The organism is Bermanella marisrubri (assembly GCF_012295615.1).
Classification (GTDB): domain Bacteria; phylum Pseudomonadota; class Gammaproteobacteria; order Pseudomonadales; family Oceanobacteraceae; genus Bermanella; species Bermanella marisrubri.
The window spans coordinates 2,996,728-3,021,779 of sequence record NZ_CP051183.1 but is presented as its reverse complement, the minus strand read 5'-3'; the positions used below and the strand labels follow the sequence as shown (position 1 = coordinate 3,021,779).

The window sequence follows — 25,052 nt, the reverse complement described above, 5'->3', positions numbered from 1 at the left end:
CGATATTTAGTGTACTAAGCAATCATTAATTGTTTATTCAAGGTATATGCGCCTTTTTAAGTGCTTTATACAGTATTAGGCGCCTTAACTTAACGCATTCATCTTGCATAAATAATTAGAACTGAAACTATTAGTGTTGATAAAAAGATGAGCGAAATTACTTTACGCGTACCCACAGCCGAAGACGGTATGGATTTACATCAGCTTGTAAATGACTGCCCGCCTCTCGATCCCAACTCCTCCTATTGTAATCTTTTGCACTGTAGCCACTTCGCTGACACTGCTGTCGCAGCGGAAAAAGATGGCCAACTTGTTGGTTTTATCTCTGGATATTTAATCCCTAACCGTCCTGATACGCTGTTTGTGTGGCAGGTGGCCGTTTCCGAAGCGGGTCGTGGACAGGGTCTTGCAGGGCGCATGCTGCAGGATATCTTGAAGCGTCAACCGCAAGTGAAGTATATAGAAACAACCATCACCAAAGATAATGAAGCCAGTTGGGGTTTATTCAAAAGCCAAGCGCGTAAGCTAGACGCTAATCTTGAGAGTGAAGTATTCTTTGATAAAGAGAAGCACTTTAAGGGTCATCACGATAGCGAACACTTGGTGAAAATTGGACCATTCAATACACCCGAGTAATCATATAGCATCTGTTTTTAAATACTTAATTACTGCATAAAAGGTTTATTATGATCGTACGTCAATTACAGGATTGCCAAAAATCGGATCGTTTCATTAAAGACCCGAAAGGTAACTGGGACAGCACCCGCATGTTGCTGAAGAACGATAATATGGGTTTCTCTTTCCATATTACAACGATTTACGCTGGCGCTGATTTCATGCTTCATTATCAGAATCACCTCGAATCTGTGTACTGCATCAGTGGTGAAGGTGAAGTTGAAACCTTAGATGATGGGAAAAAGTATGCAATCACTCCAGGAACGATTTACATCCTAGATAAAAACGACAAGCATATGTTGCGTGCGACGAAAGATATGCAAATGGCATGTGTTTTTAATCCGCCTCTAAATGGCAAGGAAGTACACAACGAAGAAGGTGCCTATGAATTGGATGCCGAAGAAGTATCGGATTAATTCTTATTAATATTCTTTAACCTAAACTTGGTCAATGGAGAGTGAGTGGTGGTCGTCGTATTGATGACGGCCTAAGCGGAGATAACATGTCTTATTTAGAGCATAGCGTAGAAAAAATCGGTGGCACGTCCATGAGCGACTACGCCAGCGTGCGCGATAACATCATCAAGCAACCTGATAATGCGAGCGGCGACTTATACCAGCGTATATTTGTGGTCTCCGCTTATGGTGGCATTACAGATAAGTTACTTGAGCATAAGAAAAGCGGGCAGCCTGGTATTTACGCTTTATTTTCTGATGCGATTGAAGAAGATTCTTGGGTTGAAGCGTTCGAAAATCTAGAAAAGCAGTTATTAGATATTAACCACGAACTGTATGGCGACACCGACTTGCTCGAGAAAGCCAATGCCTTTTTGTATGAGCGATTAAAAAGCGCAAAAGATTGCTTGTTAGATCTGCAGTCTTTGTGTAAACACGGCCACTTCTCCCTAGATGAACACTTAGATACTGTGCGTGAAATGTTGGCCAGTATTGGTGAAGCCCACAGTGCCTACAATACAGCGACACTGCTAAAACGCGATGGTGTTAATGCACGCTTTGTGGACTTAACCGCTTGGCAAAGCACAGAACATGTAAGTTTGGATGAGCGTATTAAAGAAGCATTCTCTGATATAGATCTATCAAAAGAACTGCCGATCACCACGGGTTATGCTCACAGTGAAGACGGTTTGATGCGGACATTCGACCGTGGCTATAGTGAGATGACGTTTAGCCGTATCGCGGTTCTAACTAATGCCCGCGAAGCAGTTATTCATAAAGAATTTCACTTAAGTAGTGCAGACCCTCGTTTAGTAGGCGAAGAAAATGCTGTGCCGATTGGCCGCACGAATTATGATGTTGCTGATCAGCTGGCAAATTTAGGTATGGAAGCGATCCACCCGAAAGCGGCCAAAGGTATGCGTCAACAAGCTATTCCTCTTCGTGTGAAAAACACGTTTGAGCCAGACCACGCGGGTACGTTAATTGACACGGATTATGTTAGTGATAAGCCTTGTGTAGAAATCATTGCTGGTTGTAAAGGTGTTTATGCGATTGAGCTGTTTGACCAAGACATGGCTGGCAATCTTGGCACCTATGACGAAAAATACTTGGCGGTATTGAAGCGTTTCAAAGTGAATATCATTTCTAAGGACGTGAATGCTAATACCATTACCCATTATGTATCCACGAACTTGAAAACTGTAAAGCGTATCTGCCAAGCCTTAGCAGAGATTTCAACGGATGCGGAAGTAAGTCAGCGCAAAGTGGCTATCGTTTCGGCCATTGGTAGTGATATGCATGTGCCAGGTATTTTAGCAAAAACCGTACGAGCTTTAGCCGATAGCAATATTAGTGTGCTAGCATTACACCAATCAATGCGACAGGTTGATATGCAGTTCATTGTCAGTGATCAAGATTATGATCAAGCGATTAAGAGTTTGCACGCCTGTCTGGTGGAAGTCCATGACCATGGAGATGCTATATGCGTCGCATCGTAGCGGTGATATTACTCTCAACATTTTGGGCCCATTCTTGGGCCCAAACTGATTCTGAGCAAGAAAAATCCTTTTCTAAAAAAGAAGAAGAGCGGGTCAACAACCTGCAGCAACCCTTGTATACGCCTTTTGTTGAGCGCTATGTGCTGGATGAATTAAAAGCCTTGCGTACCGAGATGAACAATCAGCGGGTGGATTTACAAAAGCAAATTCTAGACCGTGAGCATCAGAGTGTGGATCGGGCGGTGCGCTATGCGACTGATACGGTGACGTATTTCTTCTATTTGATCGCCGCAGCTACTTCCATCTTGGTTGTTGTCGGGTGGACATCGATCCGCGATATCAAAGATCGTGTTCATAGTTTGGCTGATGAAGAAATTAATCGCTTGATCAAAGAATATGAAAAACGATTGCGCGGTGTAGAGAAGCAGCTTAAGCAGAAGACGCTGGATATCCAAGAGAACCGTGAAGAAATCGAACTCACTCAGGAAATTCAAAATCTATGGTTAAAGGCCGCGCAAGAAACCAATGTGCATCAGAAGGTTGCGGTTTACGATCAGATTTTGCAAATGAAACCGAATGATGGCGAAGCATTAACTTATAAAGCGGACGCCGTGCTTGAGATTCCTGAGCCACAATGGGCAATTAATCTATGTCATCAAGCACTGAAAATTGATCCTGAGAATATACATGCTTTGTATCAGTTGGCCTGTGCCCACGCGGCCATGGATCAGTTTAATGAAGCGGTAACATATTTGTCGCGTGTCTTAGAGAGTTCAGAAAGCTACCGTGACGCGATTATGTCCGATGAAGCACTCTTGCCATTGCAGGGTTTTGAGCCATTTGATTCACTAATGAATCCAATCTCAGAAGAACAGGTATAGCTTAAATTTGCATAAGAGCTTAGTCGCTGTTTACCAGCGAATAGGCTCTCCGGCCCAATCTAGATAACTTAACTCCCCATCAATATGCAACGACTCCATAATTTCTAGGAGTCGTTTTGCCACAAATTCTGGCTCGAATAATTTACTCTCGGCCACATTAGCTTGAAAAGGCTTGCTCAGAGGGGTGTCTGTTGTTCCTGGATGGAACGCCATGAGCTTTATCTTTTTGGCTCGTCGGCTGTATTCAATAGCAGCGGTTTTTAACAGCATATTGAGCGCCGCCTTACTGGCGCGATAACTATACCAACCACCCAGCTTGTTATCTTCAATGCTACCCACGCGAGCACTAAAAACGGCGATTTTACATTCCTGTTTGCTCAGCCAAGGGAGAAGCGCTCTCAGCCACAGCAAAGGCACTAAAGCGTTGCTGTTAATAATTTGATGGAAGCTTGATTCCTGCAAATCTTGCAGTCGTTTTTCCACAACCAAGCCATCACCATGCAATTGGCCGTTGCAGATTACAACGCGACTTATAGGTTCGGTGATGGTTTCTTGCAAAGACTCTACTAACTGCTCTATATGACTTTCCCCATAGTGGCATATCCACCAATGTAAATTCTGATCATGGGGAACTTGTGCCGGTTGAGGATGCTGACTAATGCCATGAACAACCTCGCCTGATGACAGTAACTGTCGAGTAATGGATTGAGCGATTTCACTGCTCGCTCCAATAATCAGATTAGTCATACTTATTGACCTGACGACAATTTGAATGGCATTGCCTATTGAATAATAGCCCAGTAATTCGGTGGCGGTACTTGGCAAAGAGCCAGTAAGCAGGTTCTAACAGTCGCCGACTCCAATTCCAGCGCAATGGAAGCATCCAGTTGCCTTTTCCCACCGACTCCCAAACCACGTAGGTTGCCGCCAGTCCGGTGTGCCAAATACCTTGACCGTCTAACGCGTGGAGCCGTGCATCCAGTTCAGCGATGTCTAAGTCCGGATAGCGCTGTGCAAAATCAGGCTGGTGGATGTCCTCAAATATCACGCGGTGTTGTGTGTCCCAGCGTCGCAAGTGTCGTACTTCGTATAGACACAAGGGGCAATTACCATCATAAAACAGCGTTACATTGGACATAATTATTTCTCCAGCTTAACGTCACTTTGATCAAATAATGGCTAGCATTACGGCATGCATGACTAACACAACTAGGGTAATTCGCGCACGCAGCATTAGATAATAATCGGCGACAGTGCCCAAGCCGCTCCAACGTAACTCAAGCCCAGCCAAGGCCAAGAGTGCCAAGCCATTGATCGCGAGACTCATCATGGGTGGTGCCAGCATATAAACAAACCATGCCACTAGAGTAAGAACGTTAGTGCTTATGAGAATAAAGGGTCTACGCTTTCTTTCTGCATGCAGTAGAGAATGTCCCCAAACACTGCCTGCCATAAAGCTCACGATGACAAGTCCGTAAGTGATGAACCAGCTTCCGCCATCTAGACCCCACAACTTCGTTTGACTGTATTCGAGGACCAGAGCGACAGCAAAGGGTATGGCACCTGCGTAAGTTAGTAGGCTGGTGAGACGTTCAATTTTCATAAATCCCCCTCGGTTTCTCTGGGATTACGGAAAAAAGACCGAATAAGATCACTAAAAGTCTTGAATCAAGCAATGGGTTTTAATCCAAAGGCTGTTATGCTTCGTAAACAAATGGTAATAAAATACAAGAAAACAGGAGTCAAAGGTGACGAATGTAATGCCTATTAGCTATGCCACAATTCGTATCACCAATTTGCGTTTGCGCACCTACATTGGGTTCAACCCGGAAGAGCAAGAAAAACAGCAGGATGTCGTGATCAACGTAGAAATTCAATATCCCGCTGACAAAGCGACGCAAACGGATCAGGTTGAAAATGCCCTGAATTATAAAAGCATTAATAAAAGTATTATTAAACATGTGGAGCAAGGTCGTTTCTTGTTATTAGAGAAATTGGTCTCAGATGTATTGGCTATTTGTTGCGATCATCCTTGGGTTCGCTACGCACAAGTGACTATCGACAAGCCTCACGCTTTACGTTTTGCTGATAGCGTGTCTCTAACGTTAGAGAAACACCAGAATTTTGAAGAGTAAAATATCATGACAGAGTTAAGTGCAGAGGCCGTTATGGTCCGAGATATGTTAGTGGAGAAGGGTTTAGAAACTCCGCTCAACGACAATGGTCTGTCTTCTGAAGTTAAGCGAGAACGTATCGAAGGTTATTTTACGGAGATATTGGGAACGCTTGGCTTAGATCTTGATGACGATAGTTTAAATGAAACACCGCATCGAATGGCTAAGCTCTATGTGAATGAGATTTTCTCTGGGCTTGATTATTCAAATTTTCCTCGCATTAGTGTGATTGAAAATAAAATGTCTGTAGACGAGATGGTCAAAATCTCGGAGATTCAAGTGAGTAGTACTTGCGAACATCACTTAATCACGATTGACGGCAAAGCAAAAGTGGCATACATCCCCAACAAAAAAATTATCGGTCTATCAAAAATCAACAGACTGGTTCGTTTCTTTGCTCAAAGGCCACAGGTACAAGAGCGCCTTACACAGCAAATTTTAGTTGCATTACAGGCGTTATTGGAAACCGATAATGTTGCCGTATCTATTGATGCGACGCATTACTGCGTCAAAGCTAGAGGGGTGATGGATGTGAATAGTGAAACCTCGACGACAGCTTTGGGTGGAATATTCAAGACTAATATTCACACTCGTGCTGAGTTCCTTAACTAATTAGACGCATGTTGCTATGCACTCTATATCTGAGCTGCTAGTCTAAAAAGAGTGGAGATAAATTATGAAAATCACCCTCTTTGCTTGGCTAGTAGCTCTTTTCTATTGCTTTCCTATTACGCTTCGTGCTGAACCAGTACAGCCAATCCCCATTTTTGAATATCACACATTTCCGCCCATGATTGTGAGTGAGTCGCGAGAGTCTGGTCTAACTTTTGGTTTTGCTCGACTCCTTAATCGGAGTTCAAAGCAATTTAATTTTCAAGTCGAATTGCAAAGTTTACCCGCGACTTTATCAAGGCTAAAAAATGGTGAGCCAGCAGTGGTGTTATTTGTGTCCCCTATTTGGTTTGACGATATTCAGCGAGAAAAATACCTATGGACTGAGCCTGTTTACCAATTAAGAGATGAGGTTGTAAGTAGAAAAGAAGTGGCGTTTGAGTATCAAGGGCCTGAAAGCTTGCTGGGGCTGACTGTGGCAGGAATTGAAGGGTATACCTATTCGGATTTAGAACCCTTGGTTCAGCAAGGAAGGGCAAAACGAATTAACTTTGCCAATGACAAAGAAGTACTTAAGGCTTTAATGAGGAACAAGGAAATTGATATCGCTATTGTGAATTCAGGTCCGTTGTCTTTTTATCGTAATACCATGACGTTAAATGAACGCTTGCATATCAGTGAACTGCCTCAAGGTGAGTACCCTGTGAGAATTCTTGTCTCCAAAGCTCTTCCAAGTGTTTTTAGCTACATTCAAAATACAGTGGAAAACCTGCCCAATAATAAAATGTGGCAAGATATGCGTGCACTTTATTTACAAAGATAATATGTCTATACATAGCCTTCATTCTTCTGACATTGATATAACAGGCTTTGCTGGTATTCGGGAGCGTGTGCTCGTCATGAGCCCGCAACGTTTCCCTCGTCGTCCTGATCATGTTTGGTCTGGGATTGGTAGTCTGCAGTACATGGCTCATGCGTACTTCACTGCTAAAGGTCAGACCGGCATGCACTTCCATGAGCATGTGGATATTGTGTCCATTATTACGCGCGGTGAAATCGAACACAGAGGCAGTTTAGGTGATGGTTCCCGTATTGCAGCGCATCAAGTGCTTGTGCAGTGTGCTGGACAAGAGGGTTTTCGTCATAACGAAATGAACGTGAATGATGAAATCACTGGCATGGTGCAGCTGTGGCTAACTCCTAGCTTAGTAACAAGCAAACAACAATCCCACCAGATTTTTAATATTGAAACGCAAAACACTCATGTTTATGGTTTAGGTAGTTGTTTTGAAAGTGATACTCAGATCAGTATTCTGCAAGTAAATGATCGTCAAACAATTCAATTAGACAAAGGCGACTGGTTTTATGTGTTAGCGGGAAAGCTGCGCCAAGCAGACAGGCAATATGAGCGAGGTTGCTTAATGAAAAGTAACCAAACGGAACAGCTCACGTGTGAGTCAGCTGTTACGTTAATAAAATTTACCATACGGCCTTGATTAGCAATCCAACTCCAGAAAATAAAAGTAAGCAGCGACAGGCAAACATGAATTGCTTTTCGCTTAACAGCGATTGGATTTTATGGCCTAAATAAATACCTAAATAGGCAATAGGCAATAACAGAAGGCTTTTGAAAAAACCATCCCATTGCCATAACCCGCTTAAACTATAAGGTATTACTTTTATCCAATTCATAAACGCAAAGAAGATACAGGTAATGGCGATCCATTGCCGTTTCGGCAAGCCGAGAGTTAATAAGTACATATTAATAGGTGGTCCACCGGCGTGTAATAGGGTACTGGTAATGCCCGAGAAACTTCCCCAGAAAAAACCTTGAAAATGCAATTTGGCAAACCATCGACTCAAAGATTGCCATAGGGCAAAGCCAATACTTAAGATGGCTAATATAAGAAGCATGGTGTTTTCTGGTAGTTGATTTAATAAAAAGCTTGCTAGTGTAATGCCAAGAAGCGCGGCAGGTATTAAAGGCTTGAAAATGCGCCAATTAATGTCACGCCAATATAAATGCACCGCTTGCAAGTCCATAGCAATTAATACCGGCAGCATGATGGCAATGGCTTGCTCTACTGGAATCCAAAGAGCTAACAACGGCACCGCGACTACGCCAGCGCCGCCGGCAAATCCTGATTTGGATATGCCGGTGAGCACAACCCCCAAAATGGCTAAAAGCCAAAATACTAAATCAAATGTCATTCTTTGATACCAGGTAAATCAAACCAAAGGGCAACAAAATCATTACTTTTACTGTGGATCTCGATGCTTTCTGTTGTCATCAAACCTATACCGTCGCCTTGTTCAAACATCTGGCCGTTAATTTCTGCACGACCCGATACAATATGCAGATAGCTTGTACGTAGTGATTGACGCTCTAGCCTAGTAGATGATTCTTTTTCCAACGTTAAGCGATAAAGCCTAGCATCGGAATTGATGGCTAGGCTGCCGTCCTCAGGTTCCGGCGACATCAATAACGTTAAACCGGTCTTTTCAGGCAGCTGTATTTGCTCATAACTGGGCCGTATGTTGTGCTGCTGGGGCTCAATCCAGATTTGAAGAAATTTTAGAACATCATTCTGACTGTGATTATATTCACTATGTGTAATTCCCGTACCCGCGCTCATACGCTGAATGTCATTCGCGGGAATCACGTATTCATGCCCCATACTGTCTTTGTGTGCGATACGACCATGGGTAATGTAGCTGATGATTTCCATGTTGGCGTGACCATGGGTATCAAAACCAGCACCAGGGGCAACAGTGTCGTCGTTAATCACTCGTAGGGTGGAAAACCCCATATGGCGTGGGTCGTAATAGCTACCAAAAGAGAAGCTATGATGACTATTGAGCCAGCCAAAGTCGGCATGGCCTCGATCCGATGCTTTGCGAATGTAGTCCATGATGAACCTCCTAATGAATCGTTAAGAGGTATATTAATATCTATTTTATGTAGGAAAGCGGCTCTATTTTGTGATTATTTATCGACTTATTAGATTTATCCGGATTTGCCTTTATTCGGTAAGGGCGTGAATTCATCATCGTCACCGGGGATTTTAGGGAATCTCTGGTGTTTCCAATCATCTTTGGCTTGTTCAATGCGATCTTTACTAAACGAAACAAAGTTCCAATAAATATGGGGCGTTTGCGACCAAGGTTCACCGCCTAATAATATAAAGCGACTGTTTGTTTCGACTTCAATGTCCTCTTCTTCATTGAGTAATACAAAATCACCCTTAATGTGCCGTTCTCCTTTTATACTGATTTCACCATTGCATACATAGACGGCACACTCACTGGTTTGCCAGCGCTCCGCATCGGGGCGTGATATTGTGCGGCCAGCCTTAGCTAAAACATCTAAATAAAACATATCACTGTAGGTCTTAATACGTGCACTCTTGCCGTAGGCATCACCGACGATAAGACGCATAAGCACACCGTCTTGCATGAAGTGAGGCAATTCAGCTTTCTTGATGTGATGGAAACTTGGTTCAATTTCGGCTTTGTCTTTCGGTAATGCAACCCAGCATTGTAAGCCGTCTAGAGCGTGACTATGGGCCTTGATCTCCAGTGTCTCTCGTTCGCTATGCACTATGCCTTTGCCTGCGGTCATCCAGTTGACATCCCCTGGCACTATTTCCAAATTGTTGCCTAGGGAATCGCGGTGTAATATCGCCCCTTCAAATAAATACGTGATAGTGGCGAGTCCGATGTGAGGGTGGGGGCGCACATCAATACCCTCTCCAGGAGCAAATTGGGCTGGACCCATATGGTCAATGAAAATAAAAGGCCCAACCATTTTCTTTTCCATGTGCGGAAGTATTCGGGTTACGCTAAAACCATCTAAGTCCTTTTTAAGTCCAGTTATCGTGTGCGTCATACTGTGCTCCTCTGTCGTTAATACTATCTTAGCGCATTAGGCTACAACTAAAAGTCAGGTCTTTAGCCAACAAAATTCGACGCAAATGATCGAAAGCTTTAATGTCACCTGGTGGTGGCCTTGGCTGTCTAGTTGTCACAGAACCCTCATTAATTTGTCTTTGAATTGCAGTTTACTTGTCACCCCGCTGTCATTTTTCCTTTTTACTCTAGCCACACGTTCTAAAAAAGAACGTCTTAAAGAATAAAGAGCCAAGGAGCGGCAATTCAATCTGTCTCAGGTTTAAGAAAGAGACGAAAACGAGGTGAAGCATGAGTCAAAATCAGTACCAAGTGTTGTTTTTCCCTGGCCTCACTATGGCCCCGGACGATTTAAATTTATTAGTTGCCGAACTGCGTGAAGTAGCTTCAGAATGCTTTCATGAGACGCCTCTTTATCAAGCGTTATCAGGTAAAAAACAAGAACTTGACAGAGCGGTTATCTGCTTGGCTCGAGATAAATCAGGCCGATTATTGGGATTCTGCTCTGCTTTGGCGTTGCCAGTAGAAGGGCATGGAGACGTGCTGCACTTAGGGTTGACGTGTGTCCATCCTGATGCTCGTGGTATGAATTTAACACACCATCTCACTAGTAAGTTATTGCTCACCTATTTGTGGAAAAAGGCGCCATTGAAAGGCACTTGGATTAGTAACTGCGCTTGTGTTTTATCAAGCCTAGGCAATGTAGCTATGTACTTCGAGCAACTCTATCCTTCTCCATATGGCGTTAAGCAACCCTCCCAAACCCACTATAAAATCGCTGGCAGTATCGATCGCCACTACCGAGACTCCATCGCCATTAATGATGCGGCCTTTTTCGATGCCTCGCGATTTGTATTCAAAGGTAGTGTAGATGGAACGGTTTTTGAAAAAGACGCAGAAGATGCTAGGTTCCATCACCGCGATCCGGCTTTGACTCAGTTTTATCAAGATCTACTCAACTTTGAACAGGGAGATGAAGCCTTGCAAATTGGTCGAGTAAGCTTGATGACGTTTCCTAAGTATGTCTTGCGCAAAGGACTGGTTAAGCTCAAGACGCTTATGCCTAAGCCTCGCAAAGCGCCAAATTTTGCGAACTAATACATATCACAGCGCAGTTTCTTATTGCTAATCTTTGTCTAGACTGTAAAGAAAGGCAATAAAGGACTGTGTGAATGACTCCCGCTGATTTACATCCTCAGGAAAGCGAGCGCTTAAAAGAGCTATTGCGTCTTGAAGTCTTGGACACTGACGATGAATCGGCCTTGGATGAGCTTACCGAGCTGGCGAGTGAAATTTGTGGGACCCCTATCTCGCTTATCTCCTTGATCGATAGTGATCGGCAATGGTTTAAATCACGCAAAGGTCTAGATGCAGACGAAACGTCAAGAGAGGTGGCATTTTGTTCCCATGCGATTCTGCAAGATGAGGTGTTTGAGGTTCCAAATGCTGCTACAGACGAGCGCTTTCATGATAACCCATTAGTAACAGGCGCACCTGATATACGTTTTTATGCTGGCGCACCGCTTGTAACAGAGAGTGGTATGCCGATTGGAACACTTTGTGTTATTGATACGGAAACGCATAAGCTTACCGAACATCAAACGCGCGCGTTAAAAATCTTAGCCAATCAAGTCATCAGCCAATTAGAACTTCGTTTAAAGCACCGACAGCTAGAGCACTTAAACAAAGAGCGCGACCAGATCTTTGCGGTCATGGCCCATGACTTGCGCACACCTTTCAATGGTATTCTCGGTTTGTCTCGCATTCTTCATGAGAAAGCCAACAAGCTAACACCAGAGCGCTTAAAGCAAATGGCAGATGCCATCCTTACTTCGAGTATGCAGGTATACAATTTATTAGATGAACTGCTTCAGTGGTCAAGGAACCGCTTGGGTGCCATTAGCATAAGCTTGGAACCGATAACTTTAATGCCTGTGATTATGGAAACCGTCGATTTTTTGAAGGATGCGGTCGAGATGAAGCAGCAGACGATTGATCTTGATGTGGATCATGATGCAGTGGTAATGGCCGACAAAGCGCTTATCAAAACAGTCATTCGTAACCTGTTAAGTAACGCTATCAAATATAGTCCTGAACAAACGACAATTCAGTTGCAAGGAATAATAAATCAAGATCAAGTGGAAATCGCGATTATCGATCAAGGATCTGGTATGAGTGATGAAATCAAACAAAAAGTGTTTCGTACCAGTGTGAAAAGTGGAGAGGGCACTATGGGAGAAAAGGGTCATGGTTTGGGGCTTGTGCTCAGTGCCGAGTTTGTGCGCAATCAAGGTGGTGATATCTGGGTGGATGAGCAATACTCGCCGGGAACTCGAGTGGTTTTTTGTCTGCCACTTTCTAATGGCCATGAATAGTTAAGTTTCCTGCCTATTAGAACGGATATCAAATGCGAGCAAAAGTAATCTAAAGTGCTTCGATATCATTCAAGTAAGTTTTGGCCTGTTTTAAAACCGCTTCCTTATTTTCTGGTTTTTGTTTCTGCCAATTTTTATAGGTTAACGCCATTCTCGGGTTCTTAGCGAATTTTTCTTGATGCCGATCTAGGAAATGCCAATATAAGCTATTAAAAGGACACGCCCGATCACCTGTTTTTTGATTGTGCTTGTAGTAGCAGCTTTGACAGTAGTCACTCATTTTATTGATATAATTGGCACTACCTGCATAGGGTTTACTGGCTACTAGCCCGCCATCTGCAAATTGACTCATGCCGCGAGTATTTGGCATCTCTACCCATTCAATGGCATCGATATAAACGCCTAGGTACCAAGCATCAACAGCCTTAGGATCGAGACCGGCTAATAGAGAAAAATTACCAATGATCATAAGACGCTGTATGTGATGGGCATAGGCATGCTCGAGGCTTTGAGATAAGCATGCTCGCATGCATTGCATTTTAGTTTCACCATTCCAAAAGTAGTTTGGCAGTGAGCGGCTTGCGTCCAATGAATTTTTATTCTGATAATCAGGCATATTGATCCAATACATAGCACGAATGAACTCGCGCCAACCCAGAATCTGACGAACAAAACCTTCTATTTGTGCAAGGTTGATTTGATTGCTTTGCTCATAGGCTTGTATGGCTTTTTGTATCACTTCTAGCGGACTGATCATTTTCGTATTAAGTGCGAAAGACAAGCGACTGTGATAAAGGGACCAAGCATGAGCTGAGTGCAGCGTCATCGCGTCTTGATAAAGGCCAAATTTAGGTAAAAGAGAATCACAAAAATAATCCAATACTTGGCGCGCTTCACTGCGTGTTATAGGCCAAATGAAACTCTGCTTATTGTTTAAACTACCAAAATATTCAACACCATGTTTGTCTAAGCGCTTAATAGTGGAGCGAGCATCATGGCTAAAACTAATTGGTTCAGGGATATCTTGGATGGCTTCTTCACTTAGGCTGCCTCGATTGTCTTGGTCAAAGTTCCACTTGCCTCCTGCAGGCTCATCACCATTCATAAGAATATTAAACTGTTTACGCATTTTTCTATAAAAAGCTTCCATGCGATGTGCTTTATTTGGTTTGAAGGTTTTTTCTATCTCTTCAAAGGGCAATAAGAAATGCTCGGTATCACTTTCTTTTGTTGCTGTATTTGGTAGATCTAAATTGCGAAGTTGCTCTAAAAGTCGATACTCATCAGGCCGCTGATAGTGAAATGTGGTCGCCTTGTATTTAGATGTTAGGTGCCTGATTAGCTCTGGTAAGTTTGAAAATTCCTGAGTGTCATCTAAAGAGAGATGCAAAACCTCGTGACCTGCTTTTTTCAGGGCCTTTGCGAATTTATCCATGGCCATAAAGAAACCGCATAATTTTTGAATGTGATGCTTAGTGTATTGGGTTTCTTGATAAAGCTCGGCTATTACAAATAAAGTGTCTTGATCTTTCTTTTGGAACCATGAGTGACCAGCATTGAGTTGATCCCCTAAAATCAGACAAATGTTATCGTAGTGCATAGGATTTATGTCTCCTGCATCGTTCACTGCAATATTTCACGTTTTGCCAGTCTTTTTCCCATTTCTTCCGCCAAGTGAATGGTCTTTGACAGACAATACATTGCTTTTCCGGTAAATGATTTTTTTTGTGCGCCATTCAATGTTTACCTAACGCTTTGCTTGTTGTCGGGTTTCGCTGTTGGGTGTGACATGAGTGTTCAATATTCGTTTAGCTTCAAGCTTTACTTTATCTCGGCTGCGCCAGCTCCATAGGCGTTCTCGATTTATTTGGATGCAGTCCGCATTCACCATGGGTTCAGGATAGTCCAGCGCAAACATTTGCTTTTCTAAGGGACCAAGCAACCATGGACTATGAATAACATCATTACTTAAGCTGGAGAGCTCTGGGCACCATAGACGAATAAACTCACCCTCAGGGTCTTGCTCTTGGCTTTGCTTAACTGGGTTATAAATCCGAATTGTGTTTGTTCCAGTGATACCTGCTTGCATTTGTATCTGGCTGTAATGAATACCTGGATCAAAGTCGAGAAAGAGTTTTGCTAAGTACTCTGCAACAGATTTCCAATGCAAGTTAAGATAATGGCAGGCAAAGCTCACTAGCATAGCCCGCATACGAAAATTTAGATAACCCGTTGTTTGGAGACAGCGTATGCAAGCATCCACTAAAGGATACCCTGTTTTTCCTTGTTGCCAGATAGCCAGTTTTTCATGAGCACTATCACCGATATCATAAGGGAAGTCCAAATAGCCACGATTGACAGCTTCAAATTCCATTCGGCTTTCAGACTCAAATTTTTGAATAAAATGACAATGCCAGTGCAAACGTGAGCTAAATGCATTTAAGTGTTGCTTGCCTTTACTTTGCGCGAAGGCCAATTGTGTTTGCTGATAGCAATAGCGCAAGCTTAAATTTCCCCATGCGAGATATGGCGAAAGTCGAGAGCAATAGTGTCGAGATCGCGAGGGGCTGGATATGCTGCCACGATAATGAAGGTGACGATCCGTTAAAAAGTCTTCTAGTGTTACCATCGCACTGGACTCACCCCCGTATTGAAAGTGGGGATTGGTTTGTTTGTAGATATCATCAAACGCGTCAACATCATGTAGGCAGGATTGTTCACTTTTGAGTTTATTTAGCTCAATCGGTGGAATGCTTCTGGCCATGTAGTTGTACCAATGATCCTGCCAATAGAGTCGATGTTGTAAACCTCTGACGACAGCGCCATGAGGACTTTGCTGCCAAACTATGCTGTTATTTTTACACCAATATTCTATTTTTCGGTCGCGAGAAAAAGTACGTGCGATACCAATTTCTTGGTGGCTAAAAATGGTATGAATCTCGTGACGCTGATGTATCGCCTGCAGAACATCCAGAGCCTCGCCCTTAATGACAGTTAAGCGATGCCCATAAGGCGAAAGTTGTTTGTTAAGGTCTTGCAGCGATTCGTAAACAAAACGCCAATGGCGATCATCATAGTGAGTATCTTCTATTAAGCTAGGCTCAAGAATGTAAAGTAGAAGACAGGGCTTGCCGAGTGAAATTGCTTTAAACAAAGCATCGTGATCGTGTAAACGTAAATCTCGTTTAAACCAGACGACATTCATTTTTGCGATCCTACAGGCCAATCAGCGGCATCGACCGTATGAATACTTGCCGTACTGTTGCCAGACCACTTGTCAATGAAGAGGTTGTCAGGGTCATATAGCTGAGTTTGCTTTTCTATATTAAAGTGACGTCCGCCTCTTGGGTCCGCGCCAACGCCTGCGATGTACTGCCAGTTACCCCAGTTGGCGGCAACGTCATAGTCCAGCAAATAATGTTCAAATGCTTGTGCTCCTGCCCGCCAATCAACTTTTAGTTCATTCAGCAAACAGCTAGCAACGATCTGCCGACCGCGATTACTCATGTAGCCTGTTGTGCGTAGTTGATTCATACAGGCATTTACTAGCGGCCATTCAGTATGGCCTTCTAGCCACATGCGAAACGCTTGTGGGTAAAACGTGGTGAGTGGACGTTTCTTCTGAATACCCGAGAAATAAAAAAGCTGCTTGCCATAAAAGTGGCTATACCATTGGAAAAACTCCCTCCAAAGAAGCTCCATGTAGAGATGCTCAGTAGATTCATTATTGCTGTGTAAGGATTCAAATTGACGTAATTCCTGCAAAATTAAGCGTACACTGAGACTCCCTTGAGCCAGCCAATAGCTGAACTTAGAACTATTCTCCCAACCATCTAGGGCATTGCGGGTTGCTTTGTACTGCAACGCATAGCTGCCGTTAAAATAGTCGTAAAGGTGTTCAAGCCCTTTTTGCTCACCCCCGGTAATACACAGCGCAGAGGAACGGTTATCGTCTAGATTTATTCTGGCAGAGTCTGTGGCAACCGGCATGGCGGCAGGCAGGCTCAAGATCGTCGCCATAGGTAAAGGCTGGGGCCATTTTTCTGCTTGGCGGCGAAACTGGCTAAAGCTATTGTAAAAGGATTTAGATAAATCGGGTTGATCAATATTGAACAGGGTGTGGCTGTCAACTAAATGAATCTTCAAATTTGGCTGGCGCTTTTGCAAACTAACCCATACCTGATTCTCATAGGTTCCCGCGCATCGTGAAGCGAATACAGCCTCGATTTTGTTTTGTTCTATGATGCGTTCGAGACCTGGAGCCACCTTCTCCTGAAACACATGCAGCTCGTGATCAATGTCATTTAAACTGTTTCTTAAATCGCACAAGCCTTGCCGTAAGAACTCATAGCGTTGCTTTCCCATTGGGCAAACGGAAAAACTTTTTGGTTCAAACTCGTAAGGTGACAGAAAATATACACAAGCCAAACGCTCACTGAGATCATTGGCTTGTTTTAATCCTGGGTGATCATGCAGTCTTAGGTCTTTACTAAAGACAAATAGAGAACGTTGATATAGTTTCATAAGGAGAATTGTGTGCGAATATCATTGCGTAAGCGTTGCGAACTGGGGGTAACACTCGATTCATAGCGTTTCAACACTTCGCCATTTGGGGAAACCAGGTATTTGTTGAAGTTCCATGAAGGTTCTCCACGCTGCTGATTAAGATGCTTAAATACCGGGTGAGCGTCTTCACCGCGAACGTTGACCGGCTTACTCATTAAGAAAGTGACACCAAAATTTTTGAAGCATACGCTGGCTGTTTTTGCTTCGCTGCTGGCTTCTTGGTTAAAACTGTTGCTCGGGAAACCAATGATTACCAAGCCCATATCTTGAAAATCTTGATGCAAAGCTTCTAAGCCAGAAAATTGCTTCGTATAGCCGCAGTGACTGGCCGTATTGACAATCAATAGTGGGTGGCCTGTTACAACACTGCAAAGATCTACTGTTTCCTTGCTATGCAGTTTATGCAGTGTCATATCGAGCCACTGTGGGCAGTCTTTTGTATTGTCTTCACCGGCTTTCGCTTGATAGCTGACGATCAAAGTAACGCCAATCATGAAAGCCAGAGTTATTGTACTTCGTAGCATGTGGGCCTCCTCATCTTATGCATATTTACGCAGTGTTGCCCTAATCGGTTTTCAATACTAAAAAGTTTGAAAGTCTAGGCGCATGGGCAATTAATATAATCAAATGCTATTATGATAGTTTAATCCTATTCGATACTGAGGCTTTCATGGCGAAGGTGCTGTTACTATTTGCCCATCCTTCTCAAGGGCGCAGTGAAGTAAATGTGCCCCTATATCAATCTAGTGAGATGCCAGGTGTGACCTGCATTGATTTGTACGCGGAGTATCCCGATTTTAGAATCAACATTGATCGTGAGCAGCAGCGTCTTTTGGAGCATGATGTGGTTATTTTTATGTTCCCACTGTATTGGTATTCCACGCCGTCTTTATTGAAGGAATGGCAAGATCTTGTGCTTGAGTACGGTTTCGCCTACGGCAAAGAGGGCAAGGCACTAGAGGGTAAACATTTCTTTTGCGCAATAACAGCAGGGGGAGCCGAAGTGGCGTATCAAACTGACGGCTATAATCACTTTACCATATTGCAGCTACTGCAACCCTTAGAGCAAACCGCCTATCTTACGAAGATGAACTACCTTCCTCCATTTGCACTATTCAGTTCACGCACAGCCAAAGAAGACGGTCGTTTGCAGCAACACATTAGTGAATGGCAGATGCTGTTGAAGGCGCTTGTAGAAGAGACATTGGATATACAGGCATGCCAAAGCCTCGCTAAACTCAATGATTGGAATCGCGATCTTGGAGGCGCATCGTCATGACAGAATATTTTATACAAGCCTTCATTTACTTGTGTGCAGCGGTGATAGCTGTACCTTTGGCTCGACGTCTGGGTTTAGGTTCAGTTTTAGGTTATTTGATTGCAGGTTTGGTTATCGGTCCTGTTTTAGGGTTAGTAGGCAGTGAAACAGATACCATTCAGCATTTTGCCGAATTTGGCGTAGTGATGATGCTGTTTTTGGTTGGGCTAGAGCTTGATCCAAAAGAGCTCTGGGGAATGCGCAATCGGTTGCTTGGCCTTGGCGGATTACAAGTGGCGTTAACCACAATTTTAGTTGCGATTATCGCCTGGTTAGCCGGGCTTAATGCTAGTACGGCACTGAGTGTTGGTTTGATTTTTTCTCTGTCGTCCACTGCTATTGTCTTACAAACCTTTAATGAAAAACAATTGACCAAAACCGAAGGGGCAAAAACGTCTTTCAGTGTTTTGCTTTTTCAGGACATTGCAGTCATTCCTATGCTGGCCTTGCTGCCTCTGTTGGCGTCAAGCGACTTAATGGAAAGCGCTACGGCTGCAGCAGGACATGGTGCCCATGGATATTCTCTTGTGGACCACTTATCTGGCTGGAGTTATGGTTTGGTGGTGCTAGCTGCTATTGGTTTTGTTGTCGTTGGTGGTCACTATTTATCGTATCCCTTGTTTCGTTTTATCGCTGATTCGGGTTTGCGAGAAATGTTTACAACCAGCGCTCTGTTCATTGTCATCGGTATTGCAGCGTTGATGTCATTGGTGGGATTGTCTCCTGCGTTAGGTGCTTTTTTGGCAGGGGTAGTGTTGGCCAATAGCGAGTTTCGTCCTGAATTAGAAAGCCACATTGAGCCTTTTAAAGGATTGCTACTTGGCTTATTTTTTATCACGGTTGGCGCGGGTATTAATCTTAACCTGTTACAGCAAGAATGGTTTGCTATCGCAGCCATGACAATCGGAATTATTTTAGTTAAAGGGATTATTTTGTATGGCCTGGGTCGTATATTTAACGTGTATGGCAGTAACCTTTGGCTATTTACTTTGGCAATGGCCCAAGCCGGTGAATTTGGTTTCGTCTTACTGAATTTCTCCGCACAGAACTTTATTATCTCAAATGAGTTGAAGCAGTTGTTGTCTCTGCCGGTTGCATTGTCAATGTTCCTAACACCCGGCCTTTTCATTTTTTATGAAAAAGTGGTGGTGCCGAATTATCGACAAAAAGGCGAGCAAAAAGCGGATGAAATTGAAGAACAGCATCCTGTTATCATTGCGGGTAGTGGTCGTTTTGGCCAGATCGTCAATCGGTTGCTTATAGCTAACGACATTCCTACTACGGTTTTAGATTATCAGAGTGCGCAAGTGGATCTTATGCGTCGGATTAATATAAAAAGCTATTTTGGTGATGCTAGTGATCCTAAGCTTTTACACACTGCTGGTATAGAGGAAGCAAGCATGGTGGTGGTTGCTATCGATCAGCGAGATCAAGCAGTTGATATGGTGAGATATATTCGCTCTATTCGCTCGGATATTCGTATCTTGGCGCGCGCGTTCGATCGTGGTCATGGTTATACTTTAGAAAAATCTGGTGCAGATTGTGTCATTAGCGAAACCTATCATTCGGCATTGCAGCTTGGTCGTCAGGCTTTAGTGGAATCAGGTATGCATCCATTTTCTGCGTTGCAGAATATGCAAACCTTTGAAGAACTGGAGCGCAAACAAAAACCTAAGTTGTACAAGGTGTGGCGTGAGACGATGGATGATGGTGGCTTTACCTCTCATTATCGAGAGCTCTTCATGGAATTAGAGAAGCAAATTAACCATGCCATGGATGAAGAGAGAGACGATGCTCATGCCAAGAGTGAACGCGGTTGGACTCCTCCACCTAAAAACTATGAAGAAGGCTTGCTAAAAGAACTAGATGATAAAAAAAGTGCCGACTAATTTGAGTTGTCTATTTGATTTTTAAAAAAGGAGAGATCGCTTTTTGTAAATCGCTCATGTCGACAGGTTTGCTTAAATAATCAGACATGCCTGCGTCAAGACACTTCTCCTTATCTCCGTGCATGGCGTTAGCGGTTAGCGCTATGATGGGAACGTTTGTCCACGCCTCTCCAGCCACACCGCGTCGAATAGCGCAGGTTGCTTCATAGCCATCCATGACTGGCATCTGGCAGTCCATTAATACGCAGTCAAACTGTGTCTCCGTGGACTGTAAGAAATCAATGGCTTCTTTACCGTTATTACAAATTTCAATTTGAGCGTCCAAGTCCTTCAGCATGTCGGATACCACGATCTGATTAATTTCATTGTCCTCGACAAGTAAAATGTTTGATTTATCAAGGCTTAAAACGGGGGGGAGGAATGTCACGTTTTGGTCGGTCCTTTGACGGCATTCAGCTTCTCTAAGTGGTAAATGTAGCGTGAATTCACTGCCTTTACCCTGTTCGCTGATCACACTTATTGTTCCATTCATCAGTTCGCTTAAACGCTTACAGATGGTAAGGCCCAGCCCAGAGCCTCCATACTGGCGAGTAGTAGAGGAGTCAGCTTGCGTAAACGATTCAAAGATCTGTCCCAGACGGTCGCTTGGAATACCTATTCCAGTATCTTGAACAGAAAGTTTTAAATCACGATTCTCTCCTGATTGGGCTCTTACTATAATTTGTCCATTTTGGGTGAATTTGTTCGCGTTACCAATCAGGTTAATGAGCATCTGACGGATACGACCTTCATCTCCCCAGTACATATCGTGTTGCAGTAAATTCTCTATATGAATGGTACTTCGCTTCTTTTCGACCTCGATGTTGAACAATTCTTGCAACGATGAAAGCAATTCTGACATAGAAAATTCAGTGGAATCGAGCACTAATTTCCCTGCTTCAATGCGAGAAAAGTCTAAGATGTCATCCAAGATGGTCAGTAAGTTTTTGGCGCTGTTACTGGCAATCTGTAATCGACGTTTGTTCACTTCTTGTTTTACGCTGCCTTCCATTAATTGCAGCATCCCTAGTACGCCGTTCATTGGGGTGCGTAATTCATGACTCATACTGGCTAGAAAAACACTTTTTGCGCGATTAGCCTCTTCTGCAGCGTGACGTGCTTGCTCTAATTCACTAATGGCGCGTTTGCGTTGGTCAACGTCTTGGAATAAACCAAACATTCTCAGCTCGTCACTGCTGTCGTCCTTAATACCTATTGCGCGGACCCATTTCTCGTTACCATGTATGTCCACGATCTCTAGCTCGACGTCGTATGGCGTACCGTGTTCAAGACAAGTTTGAACGGCTTGTGTAATGGTGTCGCGAGAATAGCCAGCTTTATAGAACTCGATAGCCGTTTCCAAGTCAGGTTTATAGTTTTCGTCTACACCGTGAATTAATCGGGTTTTCTTATTCCAATAAATGTAACCAGTATCAAGATTGACCTCCCAAAAACCGATATCGGCAATTTCTCCGGCCCTTGCTCTTAATGTGCGCTCTCGATTGAGTTGTGTGGTTAATCGCTGGTGATCTTCTTGGGAACCTTTCAGTTCATCGGCGGGAAAGTGAATGCCAAAAATGATATCGGGTGTTTGATTATCTGCTTGCAGAGATTCGACTCTGCCTTTGGATATAATCGTTCGATATTGTCCGTTCTTACATTGTAAACGGAACTCTACAATGTTGGTCGCGTGTGGATGGCTGAAAAAATAAGCGACTTGACGTTCAGCTTCTGCACGATCGTCTGGATGAAGCAGGTTTTCCCATGCACTGAAATCAGACTTAATCTCATTATCTTCATAACCCAGCATGGCTTTCCATTGCGGACTGTAGAAAACCCGATTCTCTGATACATGCCAGCGCCAATAGCCAACATGTGAAAGCCTCTCAATTTGCTCCAATGCATGGGTTTGCGTCGTCGCATGGCAGGCAAGGTACTGACTACGGAATGCTTTAGTGAGTGCTTCGGCGATTTGTTGTTTATCCGCAGAGGGCAAGTAATTAAAGAAATAGCCAGCCCCAAGGTCTAGACATTGTTTATTGTGCTCAATGCAAGGCTTAGGGTTGATACTAACCTCAGAGAAAGCCTGTGTTTCCAATAGTATTTTTATGCCTTGCAGACGCAGCTGTTGGCGACTTTCAAGAGCATACAATGCTGTCAATGCGTGTAATAAATTGCTATCCATACTGACTATTCTATTGAGTACAAACTCAGTATAGATAGCTTAGGTGAAATCGCCGAAAAGAATACACGCATTATTGCTTAATCGGGTTATATCAGATTTTATTGACGGTTTTGCGGGTTATCGTTGGAAGTTATATGTAATGTGATTAGCCGGATTTTATTCAATTTGTGAATGAAGAATCACTAAATTGGTTACAGTCTCTTGCTGCCGGAACTAATGAGCTGGAAAAATCGTCAATGCGTGATCTAGAATAAAGTAAGCTTACTTCTACTCTTCTAAAAATGTTGTTATATACTTCGAGTCTAAGTTATCTGCATTTTGATTGTTAAAAGATACTGCCGGAATATATATGTCAGTTTTTTCTTGTGTGATATCTAATACTAACTTGTTTTGCTTTTTATATTCAGAATCAGTTGAAATATCACCCATCTTTGATTTTAAAAAGCTACCACTTACAATCGAGCTTTCAAACTTTTCATTCATTCCACTTTCTGTAGTTAAAACCGATAGTGGGTTCTCACTATTGCTAGATAAGTTAATTTTTCGTTGAAATCCACCAACTTCAAAGTTCAAATTCCCGTCGAACGACTTAATAACTGAATTTGACTCTGATAGAGCTTCAGACAACTCCTTAATCTGATTTGAATTAATACTGGTTTCGCCTTGGAACTGAGTGCTGATTTCTCCTAGTTCATTTAATACTGTTTTAACTGCAGTATTTTCCTCATTAGTTAACTCTTTGGTTGACTGATAGCTAATATTGATATCTCGAGACATGCCATTAGAACCCATTGTATTTATTTTATCTTTTACATTAAGTTCTATTTTTATTTGTTTCCCGCTTTCTGTTACGATATTGTAAATGCTTTGGGTTTCGTTGCTCTCTCTCATAATTGAACCAGTGAATTTCTGAGCGATAATATTCCCATTATCATCGAATAAAAAATCTCCTCCTCTAAAGTCCCCAATCTCTACGCGTCCACTTATCGTTACATCCTTACCGTTACTCTCTAAAGCGCCTGCATTACTTAATATGTTAGTTAAGCTAATATCTTGCTTTTCAAAATTCTGAAGCAATTTACTCAACGAGCTAGATTCTGGCGGATTATCGGTATTAAGAACCTCTACCATACTGATTCTTTTATCCATATTGTCATATTCATTGAGATAAGAAATGGATTCTTGTTTTACCATTACACCAGGTAACGGTTCGAAAACACGATTCTTTTCTGTTTTCTCAATCGAAGTAGTTTCGCTAAGTTGCTTAGCGTCATTTGATATAGATATCCTTACACCTGAGGAGTCCTGCTGGGAAGCTTTGGCAATCTTATCTTTAAGAGTAGCCCTTTCTTCGCTGGCTAAGGGAGTAGACGTTACATCCTGAGGGTTAAATTTCAGAGACTGTGATGTAAAAACGTTATAGTAATTATCCATCATTTTTACCGTCTATATGGCACCTCGTATAGCCCTTTATCGGCAAGTTTTTACTTTACATTAGCTATTTTAATTAGATGAGTCGTATTATATACAATAACTTTATGGTTAATTTTTATATTAAGGTAGGTCACATAGGGGCTATTGCTTTTTGAAAATATAGGGGTGTTTACGCATCTGTGTTTATCCGCCTCGTAATAAAATAGCGTCTTGCTCTTCAAGCCCTAAGTTTTCAGTCCTAGGTATAGGAGTTAACTAGTATTTTTCAACAGCCCGCATCATTATCTGGGATGAAATCAGATTTGCTGCGGGCTGCTTTCCCTCGTTGTAAGAACCTATTGCGTTCCATTGAGCTAATCTACTACGGCTAGCTGTCCCAGCGTGCTCCACCATTTGCTTATCGGTTAACTTCGTATGACTGTCAATTTTCATATTCAGCATTAACTCGCGGCCAAAGATAATATCCTTGAAGTTCTCTTTGTTTATGTCGTAACGCTCTAAGCCACCAAAGTCTGCAATCTCTTCTGGCCCTCTCATACCTACGCCCCAATTTATAATATGGTCAGCTAGCTTGTTCATGGCATCGCCCACGCCATTGTCTTCTAGTATGTCTTTCAGTGTCATTTTTTCAATATCGCTTAGCTTGTCTCGCTCTTCGATAATCACTAGCTCACCTTTGCTATCCACAGAGAAATCCCAATCTTTTTCCATTAGGTCTGGTGCTTTTTTTAGTAAGTCATTTTGGACGCCAGTGTATAGCTCGCGCATTTTTTCACTGGCACTTGTCATTCCTATTTGTGCCTCACCAGCAAGCTTGCTGTATGGTGCCCATTCCGCTTGGGTGTACCTACCTTCACCTCTATTTACCTTTACTAAGCTTTCTAAAGTTTCAGGATCTGTCTTGAGAAACTTACTAGGCTCTGATGGTTGTACTGAAGATGCTATTGCTGGGTTACTTGAAATATCCATAGTTAAATCCTTAAGGACGTAATTCAGTTAGCGGCCTCAAGCCTTATTCATTTAGGCTTTTGCAATGAATTG

Annotated in this window: 26 protein-coding genes; 12 read left to right on the top strand and 14 right to left on the bottom strand. The window is 42.9% G+C overall.

All coding sequences use genetic code 11. From position 1 onward, the window contains the following. The first annotated feature begins 147 nt into the window (after nucleotides 1-147). The 4 genes from ectA to HF888_RS14010 all read left to right on the top strand — a co-directional run bounded on the left by ectA (nucleotide 148) and on the right by HF888_RS14010 (nucleotide 3,510). On the top strand, nucleotides 148-636 hold the full coding sequence (gene ectA, locus HF888_RS14025; RefSeq protein ID WP_007018599.1) for a diaminobutyrate acetyltransferase: 489 nt from the start codon (nucleotides 148-150) through the stop codon (nucleotides 634-636). A gap of 50 nt (nucleotides 637-686) precedes the next feature. Beyond that, nucleotides 687-1,091 (top strand): ectoine synthase, encoded by a 405-nt coding sequence (locus HF888_RS14020; protein WP_007018600.1) that lies wholly within the window; start codon nucleotides 687-689, stop codon nucleotides 1,089-1,091. An 86-nt stretch (nucleotides 1,092-1,177) separates the two neighbouring features. After that, the gene (locus HF888_RS14015; protein ID WP_040298009.1) at nucleotides 1,178-2,629 is read left to right on the top strand and encodes an aspartate kinase; all 1,452 of its coding nucleotides are present in this window, start codon (nucleotides 1,178-1,180) and stop codon (nucleotides 2,627-2,629) included. Further along, nucleotides 2,614-3,510, top strand: coding sequence for a tetratricopeptide repeat protein (locus tag HF888_RS14010; RefSeq protein WP_007018602.1), 897 nt, complete (start codon nucleotides 2,614-2,616; stop codon nucleotides 3,508-3,510). Before HF888_RS14015 ends, HF888_RS14010 begins: the two co-directional genes overlap by 16 nt. A 30-nt stretch (nucleotides 3,511-3,540) precedes the next feature. Here HF888_RS14010 and HF888_RS14005 read toward each other — a convergent pair whose 3' ends face one another. Genes HF888_RS14005 through HF888_RS13995 form a run of 3 tightly spaced genes read right to left on the bottom strand, consistent with a single transcriptional unit; the run spans nucleotide 3,541 to nucleotide 5,113 of the window. Beyond that, entirely contained in the window at nucleotides 3,541-4,257 is a 717-nt protein-coding gene (locus HF888_RS14005; RefSeq protein WP_007018603.1) for an SDR family NAD(P)-dependent oxidoreductase, read from the bottom strand. After that, nucleotides 4,250-4,648, bottom strand: coding sequence for a thiol-disulfide oxidoreductase DCC family protein (locus HF888_RS14000; protein ID WP_007018604.1), 399 nt, complete (start codon nucleotides 4,646-4,648; stop codon nucleotides 4,250-4,252). Before HF888_RS14000 ends, HF888_RS14005 begins: the two co-directional genes overlap by 8 nt. A gap of 30 nt (nucleotides 4,649-4,678) precedes the next feature. Then, the gene (locus tag HF888_RS13995; RefSeq protein ID WP_007018605.1) at nucleotides 4,679-5,113 is read right to left on the bottom strand and encodes a DUF3429 domain-containing protein; all 435 of its coding nucleotides are present in this window, start codon (nucleotides 5,111-5,113) and stop codon (nucleotides 4,679-4,681) included. A 157-nt stretch (nucleotides 5,114-5,270) separates the two neighbouring features. Here HF888_RS13995 and folX point away from each other — a divergent pair, with 157 nt between their 5' ends. The 4 genes from folX to HF888_RS13975 all read left to right on the top strand — a co-directional run bounded on the left by folX (nucleotide 5,271) and on the right by HF888_RS13975 (nucleotide 7,792). Further along, on the top strand, nucleotides 5,271-5,645 hold the full coding sequence (folX, locus tag HF888_RS13990; RefSeq protein WP_007018606.1) for a dihydroneopterin triphosphate 2'-epimerase: 375 nt from the start codon (nucleotides 5,271-5,273) through the stop codon (nucleotides 5,643-5,645). 6 nt (nucleotides 5,646-5,651) lie between these two features. Continuing rightward, nucleotides 5,652-6,296 carry a GTP cyclohydrolase I FolE gene (gene folE, locus HF888_RS13985; protein ID WP_007018607.1) on the top strand — a complete coding sequence of 215 codons (645 nt, stop codon included), beginning with the start codon at nucleotides 5,652-5,654 and terminating at the stop codon, nucleotides 6,294-6,296. A gap of 64 nt (nucleotides 6,297-6,360) precedes the next feature. Then, nucleotides 6,361-7,119: a type 2 periplasmic-binding domain-containing protein gene (locus tag HF888_RS13980; protein WP_007018608.1), complete on the top strand. Its 759-nt coding sequence runs from the start codon at nucleotides 6,361-6,363 to the stop codon at nucleotides 7,117-7,119. A 1-nt stretch (nucleotide 7,120) separates the two neighbouring features. Then, entirely contained in the window at nucleotides 7,121-7,792 is a 672-nt protein-coding gene (locus tag HF888_RS13975) for a pirin family protein (protein WP_040297958.1), read from the top strand. Here HF888_RS13975 and HF888_RS13970 read toward each other — a convergent pair. The 3 genes from HF888_RS13970 to HF888_RS13960 form a co-directional block, all read right to left on the bottom strand. Further along, nucleotides 7,776-8,507, bottom strand: a complete 732-nt coding sequence (locus HF888_RS13970) for a sulfite exporter TauE/SafE family protein (RefSeq protein WP_007018610.1) — start codon at nucleotides 8,505-8,507, stop codon at nucleotides 7,776-7,778. The two genes, HF888_RS13975 and HF888_RS13970, sit on opposite strands and share 17 nt — an antisense overlap. Then, complete coding sequence (locus HF888_RS13965) at nucleotides 8,504-9,208, bottom strand: pirin family protein (protein ID WP_007018611.1); 705 nt, start codon at nucleotides 9,206-9,208, stop codon at nucleotides 8,504-8,506. The genes HF888_RS13970 and HF888_RS13965 overlap by 4 nt, the downstream gene beginning before the upstream one ends. Nucleotides 9,209-9,303: 95 nt before the next feature. After that, nucleotides 9,304-10,185: a pirin family protein gene (locus HF888_RS13960; protein ID WP_040297960.1), complete on the bottom strand. Its 882-nt coding sequence runs from the start codon at nucleotides 10,183-10,185 to the stop codon at nucleotides 9,304-9,306. A gap of 311 nt (nucleotides 10,186-10,496) precedes the next feature. Between HF888_RS13960 and HF888_RS13955 the strand changes: the two genes are divergently transcribed. Together HF888_RS13955 and HF888_RS13950 are read left to right on the top strand one after the other, a co-directional pair. Next, nucleotides 10,497-11,303, top strand: coding sequence for a hypothetical protein (locus HF888_RS13955; RefSeq protein WP_007018613.1), 807 nt, complete (start codon nucleotides 10,497-10,499; stop codon nucleotides 11,301-11,303). Between the two features lie 74 nt (nucleotides 11,304-11,377). Further along, nucleotides 11,378-12,580 (top strand): GAF domain-containing sensor histidine kinase, encoded by a 1,203-nt coding sequence (locus HF888_RS13950; protein WP_007018614.1) that lies wholly within the window; start codon nucleotides 11,378-11,380, stop codon nucleotides 12,578-12,580. Nucleotides 12,581-12,629: 49 nt separating this feature from the next. On the opposite strand, the gene HF888_RS13945 is transcribed toward HF888_RS13950, so the two are convergent. The 5 genes from HF888_RS13945 to HF888_RS13925 are packed head-to-tail and all read right to left on the bottom strand — an operon-like array spanning nucleotide 12,630 to nucleotide 17,670. Then, nucleotides 12,630-14,180, bottom strand: coding sequence for a cryptochrome/photolyase family protein (locus HF888_RS13945; RefSeq protein WP_007018615.1), 1,551 nt, complete (start codon nucleotides 14,178-14,180; stop codon nucleotides 12,630-12,632). Further along, nucleotides 14,167-14,316, bottom strand: a complete 150-nt coding sequence (locus HF888_RS13940; RefSeq protein ID WP_007018616.1) for a DUF2256 domain-containing protein — start codon at nucleotides 14,314-14,316, stop codon at nucleotides 14,167-14,169. Before HF888_RS13940 ends, HF888_RS13945 begins: the two co-directional genes overlap by 14 nt. Nucleotides 14,317-14,327: 11 nt before the next feature. Then, on the bottom strand, nucleotides 14,328-15,785 hold the full coding sequence (locus tag HF888_RS13935) for an FAD-binding domain-containing protein (RefSeq protein WP_007018617.1): 1,458 nt from the start codon (nucleotides 15,783-15,785) through the stop codon (nucleotides 14,328-14,330). Further along, entirely contained in the window at nucleotides 15,782-17,104 is a 1,323-nt protein-coding gene (locus tag HF888_RS13930) for a DASH family cryptochrome (protein ID WP_007018618.1), read from the bottom strand. The genes HF888_RS13935 and HF888_RS13930 overlap by 4 nt, the downstream gene beginning before the upstream one ends. Beyond that, nucleotides 17,101-17,670 (bottom strand): glutathione peroxidase, encoded by a 570-nt coding sequence (locus HF888_RS13925; protein ID WP_007018619.1) that lies wholly within the window; start codon nucleotides 17,668-17,670, stop codon nucleotides 17,101-17,103. Before HF888_RS13925 ends, HF888_RS13930 begins: the two co-directional genes overlap by 4 nt. Before the next feature lie 146 nt (nucleotides 17,671-17,816). Here HF888_RS13925 and HF888_RS13920 point away from each other — a divergent pair, with 146 nt between their 5' ends. Together HF888_RS13920 and HF888_RS13915 are read left to right on the top strand one after the other, a co-directional pair. Beyond that, nucleotides 17,817-18,425: an NAD(P)H-dependent oxidoreductase gene (locus HF888_RS13920; protein WP_007018620.1), complete on the top strand. Its 609-nt coding sequence runs from the start codon at nucleotides 17,817-17,819 to the stop codon at nucleotides 18,423-18,425. Then, a complete protein-coding gene (locus HF888_RS13915; RefSeq protein ID WP_007018621.1) occupies nucleotides 18,422-20,353 on the top strand; it encodes a monovalent cation:proton antiporter-2 (CPA2) family protein in 1,932 nt (643 codons plus the stop codon). The genes HF888_RS13920 and HF888_RS13915 overlap by 4 nt, the downstream gene beginning before the upstream one ends. A 10-nt stretch (nucleotides 20,354-20,363) precedes the next feature. On the opposite strand, the gene HF888_RS13910 is transcribed toward HF888_RS13915, so the two are convergent. The 3 genes from HF888_RS13910 to HF888_RS13900 all read right to left on the bottom strand — a co-directional run bounded on the left by HF888_RS13910 (nucleotide 20,364) and on the right by HF888_RS13900 (nucleotide 24,980). After that, nucleotides 20,364-22,577 (bottom strand): PAS domain-containing hybrid sensor histidine kinase/response regulator, encoded by a 2,214-nt coding sequence (locus HF888_RS13910; RefSeq protein ID WP_007018622.1) that lies wholly within the window; start codon nucleotides 22,575-22,577, stop codon nucleotides 20,364-20,366. Nucleotides 22,578-22,844: 267 nt separating this feature from the next. Continuing rightward, nucleotides 22,845-24,014 carry a hypothetical protein gene (locus tag HF888_RS13905; protein WP_007018623.1) on the bottom strand — a complete coding sequence of 390 codons (1,170 nt, stop codon included), beginning with the start codon at nucleotides 24,012-24,014 and terminating at the stop codon, nucleotides 22,845-22,847. Between the two features lie 252 nt (nucleotides 24,015-24,266). Further along, nucleotides 24,267-24,980 carry a hypothetical protein gene (locus tag HF888_RS13900; RefSeq protein WP_007018624.1) on the bottom strand — a complete coding sequence of 238 codons (714 nt, stop codon included), beginning with the start codon at nucleotides 24,978-24,980 and terminating at the stop codon, nucleotides 24,267-24,269. Nucleotides 24,981-25,052 lie beyond the last annotated feature (72 nt).

Bases quoted from the DNA above. Each gene is read 5' to 3' on its own strand.
- HF888_RS13955 (WP_007018613.1), top strand. From the start codon at position 10,497: ATGAGTCAAAATCAGTACCAAGTGTTGTTTTTCCCTGGCCTCACTATG.
- HF888_RS13940 (WP_007018616.1), bottom strand. From the start codon at position 14,316: ATGGCGCACAAAAAAAATCATTTACCGGAAAAGCAATGTATTGTCTGT.
- HF888_RS14010 (WP_007018602.1), top strand. From the start codon at position 2,614: ATGCGTCGCATCGTAGCGGTGATATTACTCTCAACATTTTGGGCCCAT.
- HF888_RS14015 (WP_040298009.1), top strand. From the start codon at position 1,178: ATGTCTTATTTAGAGCATAGCGTAGAAAAAATCGGTGGCACGTCCATG.
- HF888_RS13965 (WP_007018611.1), bottom strand. From the start codon at position 9,208: ATGGACTACATTCGCAAAGCATCGGATCGAGGCCATGCCGACTTTGGC.
- folX (WP_007018606.1), top strand. From the start codon at position 5,271: ATGCCTATTAGCTATGCCACAATTCGTATCACCAATTTGCGTTTGCGC.
- HF888_RS13935 (WP_007018617.1), bottom strand. From the start codon at position 15,785: ATGAATGTCGTCTGGTTTAAACGAGATTTACGTTTACACGATCACGAT.
- HF888_RS13915 (WP_007018621.1), top strand. From the start codon at position 18,422: ATGACAGAATATTTTATACAAGCCTTCATTTACTTGTGTGCAGCGGTG.
- HF888_RS13980 (WP_007018608.1), top strand. From the start codon at position 6,361: ATGAAAATCACCCTCTTTGCTTGGCTAGTAGCTCTTTTCTATTGCTTT.
- HF888_RS13960 (WP_040297960.1), bottom strand. From the start codon at position 10,185: ATGACGCACACGATAACTGGACTTAAAAAGGACTTAGATGGTTTTAGC.
- HF888_RS13925 (WP_007018619.1), bottom strand. From the start codon at position 17,670: ATGCTACGAAGTACAATAACTCTGGCTTTCATGATTGGCGTTACTTTG.
- HF888_RS13975 (WP_040297958.1), top strand. From the start codon at position 7,121: ATGTCTATACATAGCCTTCATTCTTCTGACATTGATATAACAGGCTTT.
- HF888_RS14005 (WP_007018603.1), bottom strand. From the start codon at position 4,257: ATGACTAATCTGATTATTGGAGCGAGCAGTGAAATCGCTCAATCCATT.
- HF888_RS14000 (WP_007018604.1), bottom strand. From the start codon at position 4,648: ATGTCCAATGTAACGCTGTTTTATGATGGTAATTGCCCCTTGTGTCTA.
- HF888_RS13995 (WP_007018605.1), bottom strand. From the start codon at position 5,113: ATGAAAATTGAACGTCTCACCAGCCTACTAACTTACGCAGGTGCCATA.
- HF888_RS13930 (WP_007018618.1), bottom strand. From the start codon at position 17,104: ATGAAACTATATCAACGTTCTCTATTTGTCTTTAGTAAAGACCTAAGA.
- HF888_RS13945 (WP_007018615.1), bottom strand. From the start codon at position 14,180: ATGCACTACGATAACATTTGTCTGATTTTAGGGGATCAACTCAATGCT.
- HF888_RS13910 (WP_007018622.1), bottom strand. From the start codon at position 22,577: ATGGATAGCAATTTATTACACGCATTGACAGCATTGTATGCTCTTGAA.
- folE (WP_007018607.1), top strand. From the start codon at position 5,652: ATGACAGAGTTAAGTGCAGAGGCCGTTATGGTCCGAGATATGTTAGTG.
- HF888_RS13900 (WP_007018624.1), bottom strand. From the start codon at position 24,980: ATGGATATTTCAAGTAACCCAGCAATAGCATCTTCAGTACAACCATCA.
- HF888_RS13920 (WP_007018620.1), top strand. From the start codon at position 17,817: ATGGCGAAGGTGCTGTTACTATTTGCCCATCCTTCTCAAGGGCGCAGT.
- ectA (WP_007018599.1), top strand. From the start codon at position 148: ATGAGCGAAATTACTTTACGCGTACCCACAGCCGAAGACGGTATGGAT.
- HF888_RS13905 (WP_007018623.1), bottom strand. From the start codon at position 24,014: ATGATGGATAATTACTATAACGTTTTTACATCACAGTCTCTGAAATTT.
- HF888_RS13950 (WP_007018614.1), top strand. From the start codon at position 11,378: ATGACTCCCGCTGATTTACATCCTCAGGAAAGCGAGCGCTTAAAAGAG.
- HF888_RS13970 (WP_007018610.1), bottom strand. From the start codon at position 8,507: ATGACATTTGATTTAGTATTTTGGCTTTTAGCCATTTTGGGGGTTGTG.
- HF888_RS14020 (WP_007018600.1), top strand. From the start codon at position 687: ATGATCGTACGTCAATTACAGGATTGCCAAAAATCGGATCGTTTCATT.